At 38.8% G+C, this 16,634-nt stretch carries 16 protein-coding genes; 11 read left to right on the top strand and 5 right to left on the bottom strand.

Translation table 11 applies throughout. The annotated features are described in order from the left end of the window. Positions 1–6: 6 nt before the first annotated feature. Positions 7–162 (bottom strand): hypothetical protein, encoded by a 156-nt coding sequence (locus IHV12_RS09165; RefSeq protein WP_197127094.1) that lies wholly within the window; start codon positions 160–162, stop codon positions 7–9. Between the two features lie 282 nt (positions 163–444). Here IHV12_RS09165 and IHV12_RS09160 point away from each other — a divergent pair, with 282 nt between their 5' ends. Then, positions 445–2,193 (top strand): alkaline phosphatase D family protein, encoded by a 1,749-nt coding sequence (locus tag IHV12_RS09160; RefSeq protein ID WP_197127095.1) that lies wholly within the window; start codon positions 445–447, stop codon positions 2,191–2,193. A gap of 318 nt (positions 2,194–2,511) precedes the next feature. Here the strand turns inward: IHV12_RS09160 and IHV12_RS09155 are convergent, their stop codons facing one another. Next, on the bottom strand, positions 2,512–4,605 hold the full coding sequence (locus tag IHV12_RS09155) for a DNA topoisomerase III (RefSeq protein ID WP_197190661.1): 2,094 nt from the start codon (positions 4,603–4,605) through the stop codon (positions 2,512–2,514). 191 nt (positions 4,606–4,796) lie between these two features. On the opposite strand from IHV12_RS09155, the gene IHV12_RS09150 reads away from it, so the two are divergent. From IHV12_RS09150 to IHV12_RS09130, 5 genes are all read left to right on the top strand, one after another. Further along, positions 4,797–6,014 carry an MFS transporter gene (locus IHV12_RS09150; RefSeq protein WP_197190660.1) on the top strand — a complete coding sequence of 406 codons (1,218 nt, stop codon included), beginning with the start codon at positions 4,797–4,799 and terminating at the stop codon, positions 6,012–6,014. A 189-nt stretch (positions 6,015–6,203) separates the two neighbouring features. Then, the gene (locus IHV12_RS09145) at positions 6,204–6,758 is read left to right on the top strand and encodes a bifunctional transcriptional activator/DNA repair enzyme AdaA (RefSeq protein ID WP_197128160.1); all 555 of its coding nucleotides are present in this window, start codon (positions 6,204–6,206) and stop codon (positions 6,756–6,758) included. Then, positions 6,745–7,641: a DNA-3-methyladenine glycosylase family protein gene (locus tag IHV12_RS09140; protein WP_197127098.1), complete on the top strand. Its 897-nt coding sequence runs from the start codon at positions 6,745–6,747 to the stop codon at positions 7,639–7,641. Before IHV12_RS09145 ends, IHV12_RS09140 begins: the two co-directional genes overlap by 14 nt. Then, positions 7,634–8,122, top strand: a complete 489-nt coding sequence (locus IHV12_RS09135; RefSeq protein WP_197127099.1) for a methylated-DNA--[protein]-cysteine S-methyltransferase — start codon at positions 7,634–7,636, stop codon at positions 8,120–8,122. The genes IHV12_RS09140 and IHV12_RS09135 overlap by 8 nt, the downstream gene beginning before the upstream one ends. Positions 8,123–8,314: 192 nt before the next feature. After that, positions 8,315–8,851, top strand: a complete 537-nt coding sequence (locus IHV12_RS09130; protein ID WP_197127100.1) for a hypothetical protein — start codon at positions 8,315–8,317, stop codon at positions 8,849–8,851. Positions 8,852–8,940: 89 nt separating this feature from the next. On the opposite strand, the gene IHV12_RS09125 is transcribed toward IHV12_RS09130, so the two are convergent. After that, complete coding sequence (locus IHV12_RS09125; RefSeq protein ID WP_197127101.1) at positions 8,941–10,119, bottom strand: NupC/NupG family nucleoside CNT transporter; 1,179 nt, start codon at positions 10,117–10,119, stop codon at positions 8,941–8,943. A 190-nt stretch (positions 10,120–10,309) separates the two neighbouring features. On the opposite strand from IHV12_RS09125, the gene IHV12_RS09120 reads away from it, so the two are divergent. The 4 genes from IHV12_RS09120 (at position 10,310) to IHV12_RS09105 (ending at position 14,723) form a co-directional block, all read left to right on the top strand. Further along, positions 10,310–10,867 carry a cysteine hydrolase family protein gene (locus IHV12_RS09120; protein ID WP_197190659.1) on the top strand — a complete coding sequence of 186 codons (558 nt, stop codon included), beginning with the start codon at positions 10,310–10,312 and terminating at the stop codon, positions 10,865–10,867. A gap of 81 nt (positions 10,868–10,948) precedes the next feature. After that, positions 10,949–11,422, top strand: a complete 474-nt coding sequence (locus tag IHV12_RS09115; protein ID WP_197190658.1) for a DinB family protein — start codon at positions 10,949–10,951, stop codon at positions 11,420–11,422. 202 nt (positions 11,423–11,624) lie between these two features. Next, positions 11,625–13,940, top strand: a complete 2,316-nt coding sequence (gene helD, locus IHV12_RS09110; RefSeq protein WP_197190657.1) for an RNA polymerase recycling motor HelD — start codon at positions 11,625–11,627, stop codon at positions 13,938–13,940. Positions 13,941–14,276: 336 nt separating this feature from the next. Continuing rightward, on the top strand, positions 14,277–14,723 hold the full coding sequence (locus IHV12_RS09105) for a DUF4385 domain-containing protein (RefSeq protein ID WP_197127105.1): 447 nt from the start codon (positions 14,277–14,279) through the stop codon (positions 14,721–14,723). Between the two features lie 54 nt (positions 14,724–14,777). Here the strand turns inward: IHV12_RS09105 and IHV12_RS09100 are convergent, their stop codons facing one another. Together IHV12_RS09100 and IHV12_RS09095 are read right to left on the bottom strand one after the other, a co-directional pair. Beyond that, positions 14,778–15,155, bottom strand: a complete 378-nt coding sequence (locus IHV12_RS09100; RefSeq protein WP_197127106.1) for a DUF1428 family protein — start codon at positions 15,153–15,155, stop codon at positions 14,778–14,780. Next, entirely contained in the window at positions 15,152–16,003 is an 852-nt protein-coding gene (locus IHV12_RS09095; protein ID WP_197190656.1) for an alpha/beta fold hydrolase, read from the bottom strand. Before IHV12_RS09095 ends, IHV12_RS09100 begins: the two co-directional genes overlap by 4 nt. Before the next feature lie 182 nt (positions 16,004–16,185). On the opposite strand from IHV12_RS09095, the gene IHV12_RS09090 reads away from it, so the two are divergent. After that, positions 16,186–16,632 (top strand): hypothetical protein, encoded by a 447-nt coding sequence (locus IHV12_RS09090; protein ID WP_197190655.1) that lies wholly within the window; start codon positions 16,186–16,188, stop codon positions 16,630–16,632. The last annotated feature ends 2 nt before the right edge of the window (positions 16,633–16,634 follow it).

The following is a 16,634-nucleotide window of genomic DNA, read 5'->3' as shown; positions in this document are numbered from 1 at the left end:
GTCTTTTTAAATTCCGTCAAACAGCCTAAAAACACTTCTTCCAAGCAGTCGAATCAGCCAAAAAATAAGCTCAGGAATTACTAATACAAGATCAATAATTAAGTCTACCCATGTGTATGTTTCATTGTTGGACTTCTTTTTCTTTCTCCGTCTGAGTGCCATTTTGCCATCACCAATTCCTTTTAATCAAGATAAAATATCATAGATTATGTTTATGAAGTAAAGATTTAATAAAGAAGAACAGGACATAAGAAGCATAAGGTATTTTAGCGAATTGTGATTAATAACTAATGCAACAGTTCGTCTCTTTCATTGCATTATTAAGATTAGTAAGTTGTTCCTATGTGTAGTCCTTTATACGTTTACATAAAAAAATAGTTTCTTAACATTTCCTCTCTATAATGAACGTTGTACTAAATTCATTTAAAAGGGGTTGCATCAAGCATGGATGAAAGACCGATGGATGAATGGATTAAGAAGCTTACGGAAGACAGCTTAAAAAAAAACAAACTGAATCGCAGAACTTTTCTATCGGGTGCCGGGAAAATTGCAGGAATTTCACTGGGACTCACAATTGCTCAGTCGCTAGGCAGCTACGAAGTGAATGCGGCACCAAAATTTAGAAATTATCCGTTTACGCTAGGTGTAGCTTCAGGTGACCCGTTAGCAGACGGCGTTGTTTTATGGACAAGATTAGCACCAGATCCATTGAATGGCGGAGGAATGCCAAATCAAGCTGTACCTGTAAAATGGGAGATCGCAGAAGATGAACGATTTAAAAAGGTTGTGCAAAAGGGAACGGAGCTAGCGCGTCCTAATCTCGCGCACTCTGTCCACGTTGAAGTAGATGGGCTTAAGCCAAACCACGTATACTACTACCGATTCAAAAGTGGATATGAGTACAGCCCTGTAGGAAGAACGAAGACACTTCCTAGAAAAGGTGCGAATGTGAAAAGTATGACTTTTGCATTTGCATCTTGTCAGCAATATGAACATGGTTTCTTTACAGCCTATCAGCATATGTCAGAAGAAGAGCTAGATTTTGTTGTTCACTTAGGTGACTACATATACGAGTACGGACCGAATGAATATGTATCACCGTCTGGCAATGTTCGAACACATAGCGGTCCTGAGATCATGACACTCGAAGACTATCGAAACAGACATGCGCAGTATCGTTCAGATGGTAATTTGAAGGCAGCTCATGCAGCATTCCCTTGGGTCGTAACATGGGATGATCATGAAGTAGAGAACAACTATGCAAACATGATTCCCGAAAAAGGACAGTCTGTTGAAGCGTTTGTCAAACGACGTGCTGCGGGTTATCAAGCGTATTACGAGCACATGCCACTTCGTCAATCTTCTTTACCACACGGAGCTGACATGCTGCTCTATCGAGACTTCACTTATGGAAACTTGGCAATGTTCAACGTTATGGATACACGACAATATCGTGATGATCAAGCAAATGGAGACGGAAGTAAGCCGCCTACTCCTGAATCTCAAGATCCGAATCGAACGTTAACAGGAATAGAACAGGAACGATGGTTGCTTCAAAACTTAGGGAACTCTAAAGCGCATTGGAATGTTCTAGCTCAGCAAGTATTCTTTGCACAAAGAAACTATGGGACAGCTGAGGCGCCTAGGCTGAGTATGGATGCATGGGACGGGTATACGGCATCCCGTGAACGTATCACAAATTTTATACAATCAAAGAATTTAAATAATATTATTGTACTGACAGGCGATGTACATGCAAGCTGGGCGTGTGACCTGAAAGTGGATTACAATGATTCATCATCTAATGTAATTGGAGCTGAATTTGTAGGTACATCCATCACCTCGGGTGGAAATGGTGCTGATAAACGTTCTGATACTGATAAAATACTAGGATTGAATCCTCATATTAAATTCTTCAATGATTACCGTGGGTATGTACGATGTACGGTTACACCAGAAGAATGGCGAACAGATTATAAAGTCGTTCCGTTTGTCACTTCACCAGGTGCTGCTATCTCAACGCGTGCTTCCTTTGTCTATCAAAAAGATCAAAACGGTCTGCAACAGATCGGGGCAGCGAAGGTTGCAGAAGGAGTTAAGGTATCTCGTGAGGTAGAAGAAGATCGAAACAGAGCTCATGGTAAAGCACATGAGAAGCAGATGAAGAAAATCGGTGTAGAAGCTGGGCAATAAATTTAGTTAGATGCGGTTGTGACTTAGAAGCTTCTGCCACATATAAGGGTAAGTAAGAAGAGCTCCTTTGAGATTGGACAGATTAACTGTTCAATCGGACAGATAAATGCTCGAATTGGACAGATTACTCGTTCAAATGGACAGATTACTCGTTCAATTGGACAGATTAACACTCTAATCAGACAGATTCGTTATGCAATCGGACAGATTAACGTTTAAAGCGTACAAATCCAATTTACTCTAATTAAAGAAAGCTAACTTCACGAGTCAAAACTGCAATATCATGCTAGTTTTGGTTCTCGGAAGTTAGCTTTTCGTCTATTTTTTATCTTTCATCGCTGCTTTTAGAGCATCTGCTAGACTGTTTCCAAAGCCTTCATCTTCTTTGTTGTTACTATATTTCTTAAGAAGCTGGCGTTCTTCTCGCTTTGTAACCTTCTTTTTCTTGTCTTCTGCTTTTTCCACTACATTACATGGTTTACACTGAAAATAAGTCCCAGCCTTTCCGTTATGCAGTTCCATCTTTTTGTGACATTGAGGACAGCGTCGGTTCGATAGTTTAGGGTCTTTACGTCGGCGATATGAACACTCACGATCAGAGCAGACAAGCACCTTGCCGTCCCGCCCTTTAACTTCTTTCAACAACTTGCCGCATTCAGGACATTTTGAACCTGTAAGGTTATGTGCGCGATATTCCTGCGAGCTCGTCTTGATCTCCATTACAAGCTGTTTTGTTTGTTTACGGATGTTCTCTAAAAACTCTTTTGGATTTCCTTTACCACGTGCTATGGCTTCAAGTTCTTGCTCCCATTTAGCCGTCAGTTCAGGTGACTTCAGCTCATCATTTACAAGATCGATCAACTGTTTTCCTTTTGGAGTAGGATGAAGCTTATTGTTTTTACGATCAAGTACTTCAGATCCTAGAAGTCTTTCAATGATATCAGCTCGTGTTGCAGGTGTACCTAGACTGTATTTTTCCATACGAGATAAAAGGTCGGCCTCAGTAAAACGGGAAGGTGGCTCAGTGAGCTTTTTCTCCGCATTCACATCTTTAACAGAAAGGGTTTGCCCTTCTTTTAGATTGGCAAGTGCACGCGGGCTTTCTTCTTCTTTACCTGACAGCACTTTAAACCCTGGATCAAGGACTAGCGTTTCACGGGCCATAAATGTTTCACCTGCAACGTTTAATGTAGCGGTCAACGTTTCCGATCGATACACAGGGTAAAAAAGAGCAAGGAAGCGACGCGCAATCATGTCATATAATTTGCGTTCATCGTTATCGAGATCACCTAAGTGCAATGGTTCATCTGTCGGTATAATCGCATGGTGATCCGTTACTTTTGAATCGTTAAATACTTTCTTAGCTACTACGTTTCCTTTGTGCTTAAGCAAGGGCTGCACTTCTTCACGATAACCTGAAGACATCCCTTGAAGACGATCATACATCGTATTTTCCATATCTTTTGTTAAGTAGCGGGAATCTGTTCTTGGATACGTAACGAGCTTGTATTGTTCATAAAGTTTTTGTAGTACAGAAGAGGTCTTCTTAGCAGAGAAACCGAAACGACGATTGGCATCACGCTGTAACTCAGTAAGATCATAAGGCATCGGATGTGCTTCTGTTTTTTCTTTCTTTTGAAGTGAAGAGACTGTTGCTTGCTGTCCCTTTACTTTGCTTACGATGTCGTTCGCTTTTTTCTCTTCAAAAAGACGCTTCTCACCGTTATGTTCCCAAGACGCTTTTAACATACCAATCGTCGCATCAATCGTCCAAAAATCCTTCGGTTGGAACGCGTTGATCTCTTGCTCGCGGTCTAGGATCATCGCAAGTGTTGGCGTCTGCACTCGACCTGCAGAAAGCGGATCGTTGTACTTTGTTGTTAACGCTCTTGTTACGTTTAGTCCGATCAACCAGTCTGCCTCAGAGCGGCAAACAGCAGATTGATAAAGGTTGTCATACTGCTTAGCCGGTTTGAGTTGATTGAATCCATCACGAATCGCTTTATCCGTTTGAGATGAAATCCATAATCGTTTCACAGGTTTTTGCCATCTCACTTTTTCCATGATCCAGCGAGCCACAAGTTCGCCTTCACGCCCAGCATCTGTTGCGATTACAAGCTCACTAATGTCTTTTCGTTTAGAAAGTTGTTCAACTGCACGAAACTGGTGACTAACTTGTCGGATTACTTTTAGTCCCATATGGTTTGGAATAATCGGAAGGTCTTCCAAGCGCCATTGTTTATATTGCTTGTCATAGTCTTCTGGCATCTTTAACTCAACTAAATGACCAAGTGCCCAAGTAACGATGTGTTTCGGTCCCTCAATATAACTTTTATTCTGTTGCTTGCAGCCAAGAACACGAGCAAGATCACGTGCCACACTCGGCTTTTCAGCAAGGATTAATTGTTTCATAGTGTACCCCTTTCAAACTTCTACTTTAGTCATTATAACAGAGTGTAAAAATAAGAAAAAAATGAAGATTTATATCTCCTGCATGTTTTCTAAATACTGTATACTGAATAGTGAGTCTATTTTACTTTGTTAAGTATTTTTTAATCAATATAGTGACACAGTTTCGGTATAACTGAGAGGGGAAAGGGAACATGTGGAGAAACCGGAATTTTTTAATTTTGATGTTTGGACTTGCTGTATCTAGCACAGGTCTATGGGTAGGTATTATTGGGAATCTTGAATTTTTACAGATGAATGTTGAATCATCTTTTCTACAGGCACTAATTATCTTGGCTGGGTTCCTAGTAGGAATCTTTCTTGCACCGATGGCGGGTCGAATCATTGATCGCAGCAATAAGAAAAAGATACTGATCTACGCTGGATTTGCTCGATGTGCGGCTATCTTCTTTATGTATTTGGCAATCGCTTATAACAATGTTTGGTGGATGGTCGTTTATACGCTTGTTATCGGTATATCTGGAACGTTTTCTCAGCCTGCTATGCAAACCATGTTGCCCTTAATCGTAAAAAAAGAAGAACTTTTAGATGCCAATGGTGTCAACATGAACATCTTTACGGCATCAAGGATCGTAGGTACTGCACTCGGCGGAGTGATGCTAGTTGGCATGTCGCTATTTTCTTTGTACACGGTTACTCTTATTTCATATGTAATCCTTCTTATATCTACTTTCTTTTTAGATGTGGAGGAACAGCCTAAGAAAGCAGATTCCTCAGGTAGAAAGGATAATTTCTTCAGAACGCTTGGGGAATTGTATCCCATTATAAAGAACGAACGTAAAGTTGTGTATGGTATCTTTTTATTAATTCCTGCTTACCTATTTTTATCTGGATTTAACTTAATGGTGATTGAGATCAGTGAGTTGCAGGATAATGCCGGTATTAAAGGAATTCTTTATACGACTGAAGGCGTTTGTGTATTCATTGGAACATTTTTATCAAAGAAATTCTTTAGAGATAATCCGAAGTTAAGCTATATGTTCGCCATTACCTTTGTTATCGCTGCTGCACACACATCTTTGTTTTTAGCAGATCATCCAATCATGTCGGTTCTTTCTTTCGGATTGTTTGGTCTTGCTGCTGGAACGCTGTTTCCTGTTGTTACTACCATTTTCCAGACAGATGTCCCATCAGACTATCACGGCAGATTTTTCTCTATTAAAGGAATGGTTGATAATATTATATTCCAGGTTTTGATGCTGCTAACAGGCTTGTTCCTAGACACAATTGGATTTCATAAAATGGTCATAGGGTTTGGTATTACATCTTTCGTCATTGCAACAGTCATCTATTATCAATATAAGACTAAGAGTGGATCAAATAAGAATGATAGAATGGCAGCCATTAAATAAATACGGGTTCGAATGAGAGTGGCTAATCGTCACTCTTTTTTAATACTTTGGTTCTGGGTTTAGCGTTTCAATTATAGGACCATAACAGCAAGATTGAGGACGATTTGCTCAGTTAAAATGGTTAAAATAATAAAAAGATGATTGATGGAGGTGTGGTCTGTGGGTACGATACAAATGTCTTTTGATGAGATGTGGGATAAAATTATGGAATGTAACAGGTCATATGATGGCCTTTTTTATACAGCAGTAAAAACAACAAAGATTTATTGCCGTCCATCTTGTCGTTCGCGAAAACCTAAAAAGAAAAACGTAGTATTTTATGACTCAATTTCTCAATGTGAGGAAGCAGGCTATCGAGCGTGTAAAAGATGTCAGCCAGAGATCGAACATTGTCCACAAATAAATCTGATTAGAAAAGCTACAAGTTTCTTAGTAAACAATCATCAAAAAAGAATTCTTCTACAAGATGTAGCCGAACATTCTGGAGTGAGTTCATTTTATCTCGAACGATTATTTAAAGAAGAATTGAATGTTACGCCCCGAGAATATGTGGAGAACATTCGAATAGATAAAGCGGCTTATCTGTTAAGTAACACTTCAAAAACCAGCCTGGAGATATGCTACGAATCAGGATTTCAGAGTCCATCTAACTTTTACAAAACGTTTCGCACGTATAAGAATTGCTCACCAAGTGACTACCGAAAGTCCAGAGAAGCTAAGGTTACGAATCATGAGATGGACTGAAGAATTAGATGGAACATTGGAGATAGAATTGCCACCGGAATTCTCCTATAGCGAATGCCTTGTTTTTCTTGAGAGATCACCAGTAGAAGTTCTTCACCACATACATGATAAATATATTTATAAGTTAATAATTGTGAATGCTGAACTGGTCTTAATCAAGATCAGCTACAAAGATCACGTTCTTATCATCGAGTTCCCAGATAGGGAGCCACCTAACATGGATACGGTCGTTGAATATATAAGGAATTGGTTTGACTTGAATCAGGATCTTTCATCATTTTATGAAGCTGTTTCAGAAGACAGCCTATTACAGCCGCTCATAGAACGCTATTATGGTTTACGTATGATTGGTATTCCTGATCTTTTTGAAGCATTGACTTGGGCAATCATGGGACAGCAGATTAACTTGACTTTTGCCTATACTTTGAAGAAGAGGTTGGTTGAGAACTTTGGGAAAAAGCTAGTCCTTCATGAGAATGAATACTGGGCATACCCATCTCCTGAAATCATCGCAGATCTCCAGGTTGATGATTTAAGAAATCTCCAATTTACAACGCGAAAAGCGGAATATGTGATTGGTATAGCAAAAGAAATAGTGGAAGGTCGTCTGTCAAAGGAAAAACTGAGATCTTCTGAAGATCCTGCTAAACAACTTATCTCCCTCAGAGGGATCGGACCTTGGACAGCAGATTATGTGTTGATGAAATGCTTACTAAAGCCCGATGCTTTTCCAGTCGCTGACGTAGGGCTGCAGAATGCCGTGATGAAACAGTTAGAATGGCAGCAAAAGCCAACAAAGAATGAATTAAAGAAACATGCGGAAAATTGGAGTGGATGGGAAGCATACGCCACTTTTTATTTATGGAGGTCGTTATATGAGTAAGCACTATAAAGTAGAGTTAGATTCTCCTATAGGCGTTATCGAGATTTTAGGAACCGAAGACGTCGTTCAGTCCATTCTTTTCTTAGAAAAAGAGAAGGCGCTTGAGAACCAAGAGGAGATTTCTGCAGTTCTACTCGACTGCAGAAATCAACTTATAGAATACTTTCAAGGTGTAAGGCAAACTTTTACGTTTCCATTCCAATATAGCGGTACTCCTTTTCAACAAACAGTCTGGAATTCACTAATTGGTATTCCGTTCGCAGAAACCGCCTCTTATCGAGATATTGCCATCACGCTTCAAAAAGAAAAAGCGGTTCGGGCGGTAGGGAATGCCAATGGCAAGAACAAGTTAAGTATTGTGGTTCCTTGTCATCGAATAATAGGTTCAAGCGGAAGCCTAACAGGTTATGCGGGAGGCTTATGGAGAAAGGAATGGCTATTACATCATGAGAAAAAGGTTAAAGAATCACGATTAGTATAGAAAGATAACTTTTATATTAAAAGAAATAAGAATGTTAATTACAAGAATAGTTAGATAATTCAATCATATTAAGGCTTCAGGATTATTTTTAACCCTTTATAAGAAAACGGATACATTTTAATTTACAATAGTAAGAAAAAGTATTAAAATGAGAAAGTTCCAAAAAATAGAAATATATAGGGGGCTTTCTCGATGAAAAAGTTTTTAGCGGTAACAGCGGCTGCTGTACTTGCGCTTAGCGTAGGTTGCAGCAAGGAAGAAGAGAAACCAAAAGAAGAGGCTAAGCCAGCGGCTGCAGAAAAGAAAGAAGATGGAAATGCTGAAAAAATCACACTTCTTAACTTTGAAGGTGATCTTATGAACCAGCTTCGTGGATACCATGCTCCATTCAACGCATACGCTGCAGGTCTTGAAAAAGAAGGCGAAGAAGCACTTCCGCAAGCAGAGCTTGATAAATTAAAAGCAGATGCAAAAGCAAGCGGTGAAAAAGCAGTTGCAGAGATTCCATCCATTGAAGTACCATCAGATCTTTCAAAAGAAAACCAAGAAGCTGTAAAAGGTTCTCTTGAAGAGCTTAAAAAATCTTATGAAGCTCGTGTAGCTGGCTTAGAAGATGAAGCTAAAGCAACTGAAGCTGATGAGTTGTTCACAGGCTTTGAAGAAAAGTTGAATTCAGTTCACGAAAAATTAAAGTTGATCCCAGGTCAATTTGCTAAAGAAGTTCAATAATAGTTGATATTGCTGTCTCTTAAAGAGACAGCTGTTTTTTATATTTGGATACAAAAAAAGAAGCCGACGGCTTCTTTTTTTGAATTTCCTTATAGAAACAGACCCGCAATTGCAGCAGATAAGATACTTACTAAAGTTGCACCGTATAGAAGTTTTAATCCAAAACGAGCAACGGTATTACCTTGTTCTTCGTGCAGCCCTTTAACAGCTCCCGTAATGATACCGATAGAAGAGAAATTGGCGAATGAAACAAGAAAGACAGAGACGATCCCGACCGTTCGATCAGACATGTCTTTCGCGTATTTTGCTAGATCGATCATAGCTACAAATTCATTCGAAACAAGTTTGGTTGCCATGATTGTACCTGCAGAGACAGCTTCTGCCCAAGGGATACCAACTAAAAATGCAACGGGAGCAAATACATATCCGAGCATCGTTTGGAACGTAATCCCGAAAATCATATCAAACACATCGTTGATTAACGCGATTAATGCTACAAATCCAAGAAGCATGGCACCGACAATTACAGCTACTTTAAAGCCGTCCATGATGTACTCACCAAGCATCTCGAAAAAGGTTTGCTTTTCTTCTTCAATTTCGATGATGTCATCATCTTCAGTTACTTCATAAGGATTGATGATGTTTGCGATGATGAATCCGCCAAATAAGTTGAGTACGAGTGCTGTTACAACGTATTTTGGATCGATCATAGCCATGTATGCTCCTAGGATAGAAGCGGATACAGTTGACATGGCAGAAGTACAAAGCGTATATAGGCGATGCTTTGGTAGATGACCTAATAATTTTTTTACAGAGATAAATACTTCTGATTGTCCAAAAACAGCAGAAGCCACTGCGTTGTAAGACTCCAGTCTTCCTAAGCCGTTTACCTTACTTAGCGCAAAACCGATCCATTTGATGATGAATGGAAGAATTCTAAAGTGCTGTGCGATTCCTATTAATACAGAAATAAAGACGATCGGCAATAAAACAGTTAAGAAAAAAGGCATCGCAGCTTCATTTGCGAGGCCGCCGAACACGAATTCAACCCCTGCACCTGCATAACTTAACAACTTTTCGAACAGTTTTGAGATACCTTTTATAATGACAAGGCCAACGCCTGTATTTAATAGAAAGTATGTAAGGACAAGCTGTAACCCAAGCATAACCAAGATCGGCTTGTATTTGATCTTTTTGCGATCATTGCTGACAAGAAAGGCTAACAAGAAAACTGCTGCCACTCCAGCCAGAAAGATGATGTACTTCATTTTTCTTTCCTCCTAAATAACTCACTTGTTGAACCTTACTATTATTAGATAATATCCTGTTTTTCGCAACTATAAAAAATTCCTTCTTTGTTAGTATTAACCATTAAACGAAATAAATAATTGAGTTGCAAGGATTTTAGTTGTTTTAGAAGAAGTATTAATGGGATAAAAGGAAAAAGGAGCGGATCATTTGAAACATGCTTTATTGGTTATTGATGCACAGCAAGAACTGATCGAGGGGAATGAGAGTGAGCAGGGAGTTTATAACAAAGAGGGATTGCTTCAAAACATAAATAATGTAATTGAAAAAGCGAAGAAAGCCGAAGCTTCGATTGTTTTTGTTAGAGACTTAGATGTCTCTGAGGGAAGGGGACCAGGCTTTGAGGTTCATTCTGTCATTAATATACCAGAGGATGCTGAAGTTTTTGATAAAAAAGCAACGAATGCCTTTTACAACACACCTTTATTAAGTTATCTAAAAGATGAAAATATCGGCCATCTTGTTCTAATGGGTTGCAAAACAGAACATTGCATCGATACTGCTGTAAGATTCGCAACTGTCTCTGGCTTCGATGTCACCCTTGTTGAAGATGGTCACTCTACTTCAGATTCAGAAGTGTTAAAAGCAGAGCAGATCGTAAGCCATCACAATAAAGTTCTGCATGGCCACTATAATGTCGATCATTTTTCAGTTGTACGCAAGACAGAGGAAGATCTGTTCAATCCTATTCACGATAATTACCGATAAAACAAATAGCAAAACGTTTGTTTTGAAGTGAGTGTATACGTATGATGAATGGTGAAAGAGCAAATTCTAAGGAGGTTTATTATGAATCAATTAACAATTCAAAACTTTGAACTAGCGAGAAGTTTCTTTCTGAAGCAATTGGATGGTATGGATGAGTCTGCAGCAGATATCCAACCCCATGGGTTCAATAATAATATCCGCTGGCACATTGGACACGTCCTCACGACGGCGGAATACTTTATGTTCGGTTTCCCGGAACATTCTGCTAATCTACCTACGCACTATGTTGAGCTATTTAATAGAGGTACAAGTCCTGCAGATTGGAAAGGTGAAGTTCCTACACTTAAAGAACTCAAACAGCAGTTAGAAGAACAGTTAGTGCGTGTAAAAGAGATGCCAGAAGAACGCTTGTTTGAAAAGCTAGAGAAACCAGTATTCAATTTTACTACTTTTGGTGAGCTTGTGAATTTCACTGTTTTTCACGAAACGTATCACCTCGGACAAATGCATGCGATGAAAAGAGTCATCGAAAATCAAACAGCTAAACAAGCATAGTTTTTTTGAACAAAAAAACAGTGAAAACCTTTTAGGGATTCACTGTTTTTATATATGTACTTTATATACAGAAATGTGCTATTATAGAAAAGACGCACTAACTCATTAATTTTAATTATAATTGTTCCTAATTTTATTATACGATAAAACAGGAACGTGTGTCAACGATTAACTAATAAATTTTTTTGTAGGGGGAAATCGGATGACAACATGGGATCAGGAACAACGAAATGAACAAAAGCGTGTAGATCAAGTCATTCATAAACTTTCTGATGCAACAGATAAACTTCAAGATCATCTCGGAGGAAAGAAGGCAGATGTTGTTCAAATCCGAAAGAATTTTTGGTCTGATGTGACAGTTAACCTAGAAGATGCCGACGATGCGATTGAAACGGCAGCTAGCATCAAACAGCAGTCAGAGTTATTATCTGAGATTGAAAGAAGTCACACTTCTGCAGAAGCGCGACTTAAAACTTATGAAAAATTAAAAAGCTCCCCTTACTTTGGTCGAATTGATTTTAAAGAAGACGGTGAAGAGGAAACAGAACAAGTTTATATTGGAATAGCATCTTATTACGATGAACCTTCAAGTACGTTTCTTGTTCATGATTGGCGTGCGCCGATATCGAGTCTGTATTATGATCACTCTCTTGGCGAAGCTGATTTTCGTGCACCGAGTGGTACCATTGAAGGAAAGTTAGAACTAAAAAGACAATTTATGATTAAGAATGCTCATATAACAGGAATGTTTGATACGGGAGAAGCGATCGGGGACGAATTGTTACAGCACGTATTAGGAAACCAAGCGAATACACAAATGAAAAGCATTGTGGCGACAATTCAAAAAGAACAAAATGCTATCATACGAAATACAGCAAGTGATTTACTTGTTGTTCAAGGTGCAGCAGGATGTGGTAAGACATCAGCGGCTCTTCAGCGTGTAGCATTTCTGTTATACCGAGATCGAGAAACGATTCAGTCGCACCATGTTGTTTTATTTTCACCAAACAATATGTTTAACAGCTATGTAGCAAACGTATTGCCAGAACTTGGTGAAGAAAACATGGAACAAACCACGTTTCATGCTTATGTGGACCATCACTTAGGAGGAGACTACTCGATAGAAACACCTTTTGAGCAGATGGAGGAGCTCTTATCTGAACGAGAAGATTCAAAGCGTGTAGAAGCGATACAGTTTAAAGCATCAGTTGAATTTTTAAAAGCGATCCATCGCTATGCTGAGAAGTTAAGTACATCGGGCATTCAATTTTTAAATGTGAAATTTCGAGACCGTATCGTGATTCGTGCTAAACAGATCAGTGAATACTTCTATTCTCTCGATCAGAAAGAAACCGTCCCTTATCGAATGAAAAAGACGGTGGCATGGATTTTAGAAGAGCTGAAGAAAATAGAACGAAGAGAACGCAAGAAACCATGGGTTGAAAAAGAGATACAGCTTCTTGATAAAAATGTTTATACAAGGCTATATGAGAAGTTAGAGGAACGCAATAAATATGGAGCTGACTCATTCAACGATCTTGCAAGTGAACAAAAAGTGCTTTCGGCATATGTGACACGAATCGCCTTTAAATCACTTAGAGAGAGCATCGAACAGTTTTCGTTTATTGATATAAAGAGCTTATATGCTAAGTTGTTTCAGAAGAATAAACGATTGATGGAGGACGTGAACACTTGGAACGAAATCTGCAATCAAACGTTGTTTAACTTGAAACAAAACCATTTAGCGAATGAAGATGCCACTCCACTATTATATGTAAAAGAGCTATTAGTAGGTTTTCAATCGAATGCAGCAGTACGTCATGTTTTTATTGATGAAGCACAAGATTTCTCGCCGTTTCAGTTTGCTTTCATTCAGCGTATTTTCCCAAGAGCAAATCTAACGATACTAGGTGACTTGAACCAATCGATTTACGCGCATGCGTCAGATGAAACGTTCAGTATGCTCAAAAACTTATTAAACAAGAAGAATCCTGAAACGATTACTTTGCAGAGAAGTTATCGCTCTACAAAAGAAATTGTAGAGTTTACGAAAAGTCTATTGAAAGACGGAAGCGAGATTATTCCGTTTAATCGTTCAGGTGAAAAACCCGTTATTGCAGCAGTAGAACGTGAAGAAGATCATCTTGATCAGGTGAAGGATCTTGTTGGGAATTGGTTGAACAAAGGCCATGAAACGATAGCGGTGATCTGTCGTTCGGCTAAAGAGAGCAAGGCAGTTTATGAGAAGCTGAAAGTTAATCTAGATGTGCGGCTCATGATTGATGAGGATGCTTCTTTTCAAAAAGGAGTAATCGTCATCCCATCCTATTTAGCCAAAGGAATCGAGTTTGACGCAGTAACGATCTTTGATGCATCTGGTTATCAAATTGAACGAGAACGTAAATTGTTTTACACGGTTTGTACTCGAGCGATGCATGAATTAACAGTTTTTTACTCAGGGAAACCATGTCCATTTGTAGAAGGTGCATCGAAGAGTTTGTATGAGGTTGTTCAGTAAAAAGTAATCGATCCGTTGTTTCTTTAAGAAGCAGCGGATTTTTTTCTCTCATAAAACCTGTTACTTTTTGTTGTTATCTTAATATGTTGCTATTGATCCATTCCTTTCTTCTTTGCAAGTTGGTTGTAGCGGAAGGTTGCCGACTCCTACGGGACGAGCGGTCAGGTGAGACTCCTAAGGGCGCGAAGTGGCAGGAGGCTCACCGTTCGCCCCGTGGAAAGCGAACAATCTGCAGCGGAAACCAACTACTTTCAAAAGCAACAATGAATACGAAAACACTCTTTATTTTTGATTTCTTTCTTTTAGGGTAACGATAACAAAAAGGAGGAAAAGGAAATGGCTTTTGATTATGATCTTGACTTTGATACTATCGATTTTCGAAAACATCCTGAAAAGTATCGTGTCGGCCGTGGTGAGCAAGGGGTATTATTAGTGGAACCTTATAAGAGTGAGATCTTGCCGCATTGGCGCTTTAAGACCCCAGAAGAAGCAGAAAAATCTTCTAAGAAAATCTATGAACAGTTTCTAGACTATAAGAAAAATAATGACTTTGTTGGAGCGGATATGGCAAGGAAGTTTTTACAGATGGGATACACACGCGCAAGACGGTACACGAACTATAAAGGCGGAAGGAAGTATAATGAAGAAGGTGAGGTGAACAAACGAAAAATAGATCCTGTAAAAGCAAAATCAGCGTCAATCTTTGAGGAAAAGTGGAAATTAGCACGGACGGATGAAGAATATTTAAAAATGAAAAAAGCACATCAAAAAGAATTTGGGTAAGCATCTCCTTCTAGCAAGGAGATGCATTTTTTCATTATAGTGCTGGTCGTTCAATTATACGTTCACTACCTCAGTTTCAGAAACAAACTCACCAAAAACTAATTTTTCAAGTGGTGCTACAAGAGTTACAAATTCGTCTAAACGTTCTTTCATCTCTGGATCTTGATCGAAGTCCTCCATAGTCATGCGTGCATGTTCTTCAGATTGGAAGCGCAGAAGGCCGATCCAAAGTTCTTCTCCTTCATCAACTTGTAGTTTTTCAGAAATAGAGGAGAACCCATAATTTTTTGGAGAAGTGGATAATTTAAATATCTGTTCTGTTACACCTCCGTATTCTTGAAACTTTTTATTCGATCTTGACGATATTTCAAGGAACTTCTCTTTCACTTCAGGTTTCAATTTATAAAAATATACGAGTAGGTATGCCATCATTTAACCTCCGATTTTTTTAGCCATTTTGATAAAACTCCATCGATTACAACTCTGGGTCTGTCCCAGTGCAATAAGTGTGTCGTATTTGGCACTATATGTAGTTCGCCGTTCGCGTTCTTTCTAAACGTTTCAGCGGTCTGCAATCTCATTTCAGACAATCGCTCAGGTACGGTGGCGACAAGTAGAGTGATGCCTGGCGGAAGAAGGTGATAGATATCTTCTGTTTCGTTCAGATGCATGCCACGAATGATATGACGGGCAGTTTCACCTTTAGCATGCCAGCAAACCTTACCTTCTCTTTCGACACCTAGATCCTTTACAGCAATATCTTTTAACGGTGACCACATCAAGTAGTTCTTTTTTTCTGCTTGGAAAAAGTCATCCCAAGAATCGAACACATACTCATCAAAATCATTTTCATAATGATCCATTTCTTCTTCTAAAGACGAAGACCATATACGCTTTGTTTGATAGCCTCCGTCGATTAAAATCGTATCCAAAACGTGTTCAGGATAACGAACCAAATAGTGTAGAGCTAGAAAGCTTCCCCATGAATGGGATATGAGATAGAAATCGCTTACATTTAATTGTTTAAACAAACCATGAAGCCAATCAACAAGTCTAGGCATCTCATAATCCACAGCTGTGTCAAAGGGCTCAGACTTCCCGTGTCCAGGAGCATCGAATGCAATGATATAAAAATTCTTCTGTAACTCCTCGGCAACTTCTAGAAAGCTAAGGCTCGTACTTCCTAATCCGTGTAAGCAAACAATAGTAGGATTGTGAGCTTCACCCCATTCTGTAAGGTGGACTGTTTTTTCTTTGTATGTGATTGAAGATCTTCTCATCACTTTTCCAACTCCTGATTAATCGATAAGTGTTCCGTTTCATTCACTTAGTGAAGTTTTGTATCTTTCAATAGTATCATATTATTATAAAATCGTTTGAATAGTTTGAAAAGAACTAAAGGATATAGAACCATTAAATGGTAATATGATAGTGTTAAGTTAAATAGAGGAGGACGGTTAAAATGAATAGCAGCCAATATGTAAAGCGATGTTCGTTGCTGCTGTTAGCTATAATTCCTGTATTAATGGTGGGGTATTATTTTGCAGTAAATCATGAGAATCTGTTCTTTCTATATGAGTGGACGTTAATAGTGCTTGTACTTGGAGCAGGTTTAATGTCTTTAACCGGTGCCGTTAAAACAAAAGAAAAAGAAAAGTGGGTCTTACTTTCAATCGTAGCGTTTTGTGTTCAGTTTGCAGTTTTAGGTTTGTTTTTAGGGCCGTTGCATTATTATTCTATGTTTTTTGTGTATTATCCAGCAGCTATACTAGGGATGATTGTATTTGGAATCACGCTCTCTAAAGTGGATAGCTATCGATTCATTTCTGTTATCTTTATGATAATTTCCGTGCTGCTTATTGTATACATGATTCTCTTACAATCATTATGGGGGCAAGATCTAACGTAAAG

This window comes from Fictibacillus sp. 7GRE50 (genome assembly GCF_015903875.1).
Classification (GTDB): domain Bacteria; phylum Bacillota; class Bacilli; order Bacillales; family Fictibacillaceae; genus Fictibacillus; species Fictibacillus phosphorivorans.
Note: the sequence above shows the minus strand (reverse complement) of the source record. Positions and strands in the feature narration are given on the sequence as shown.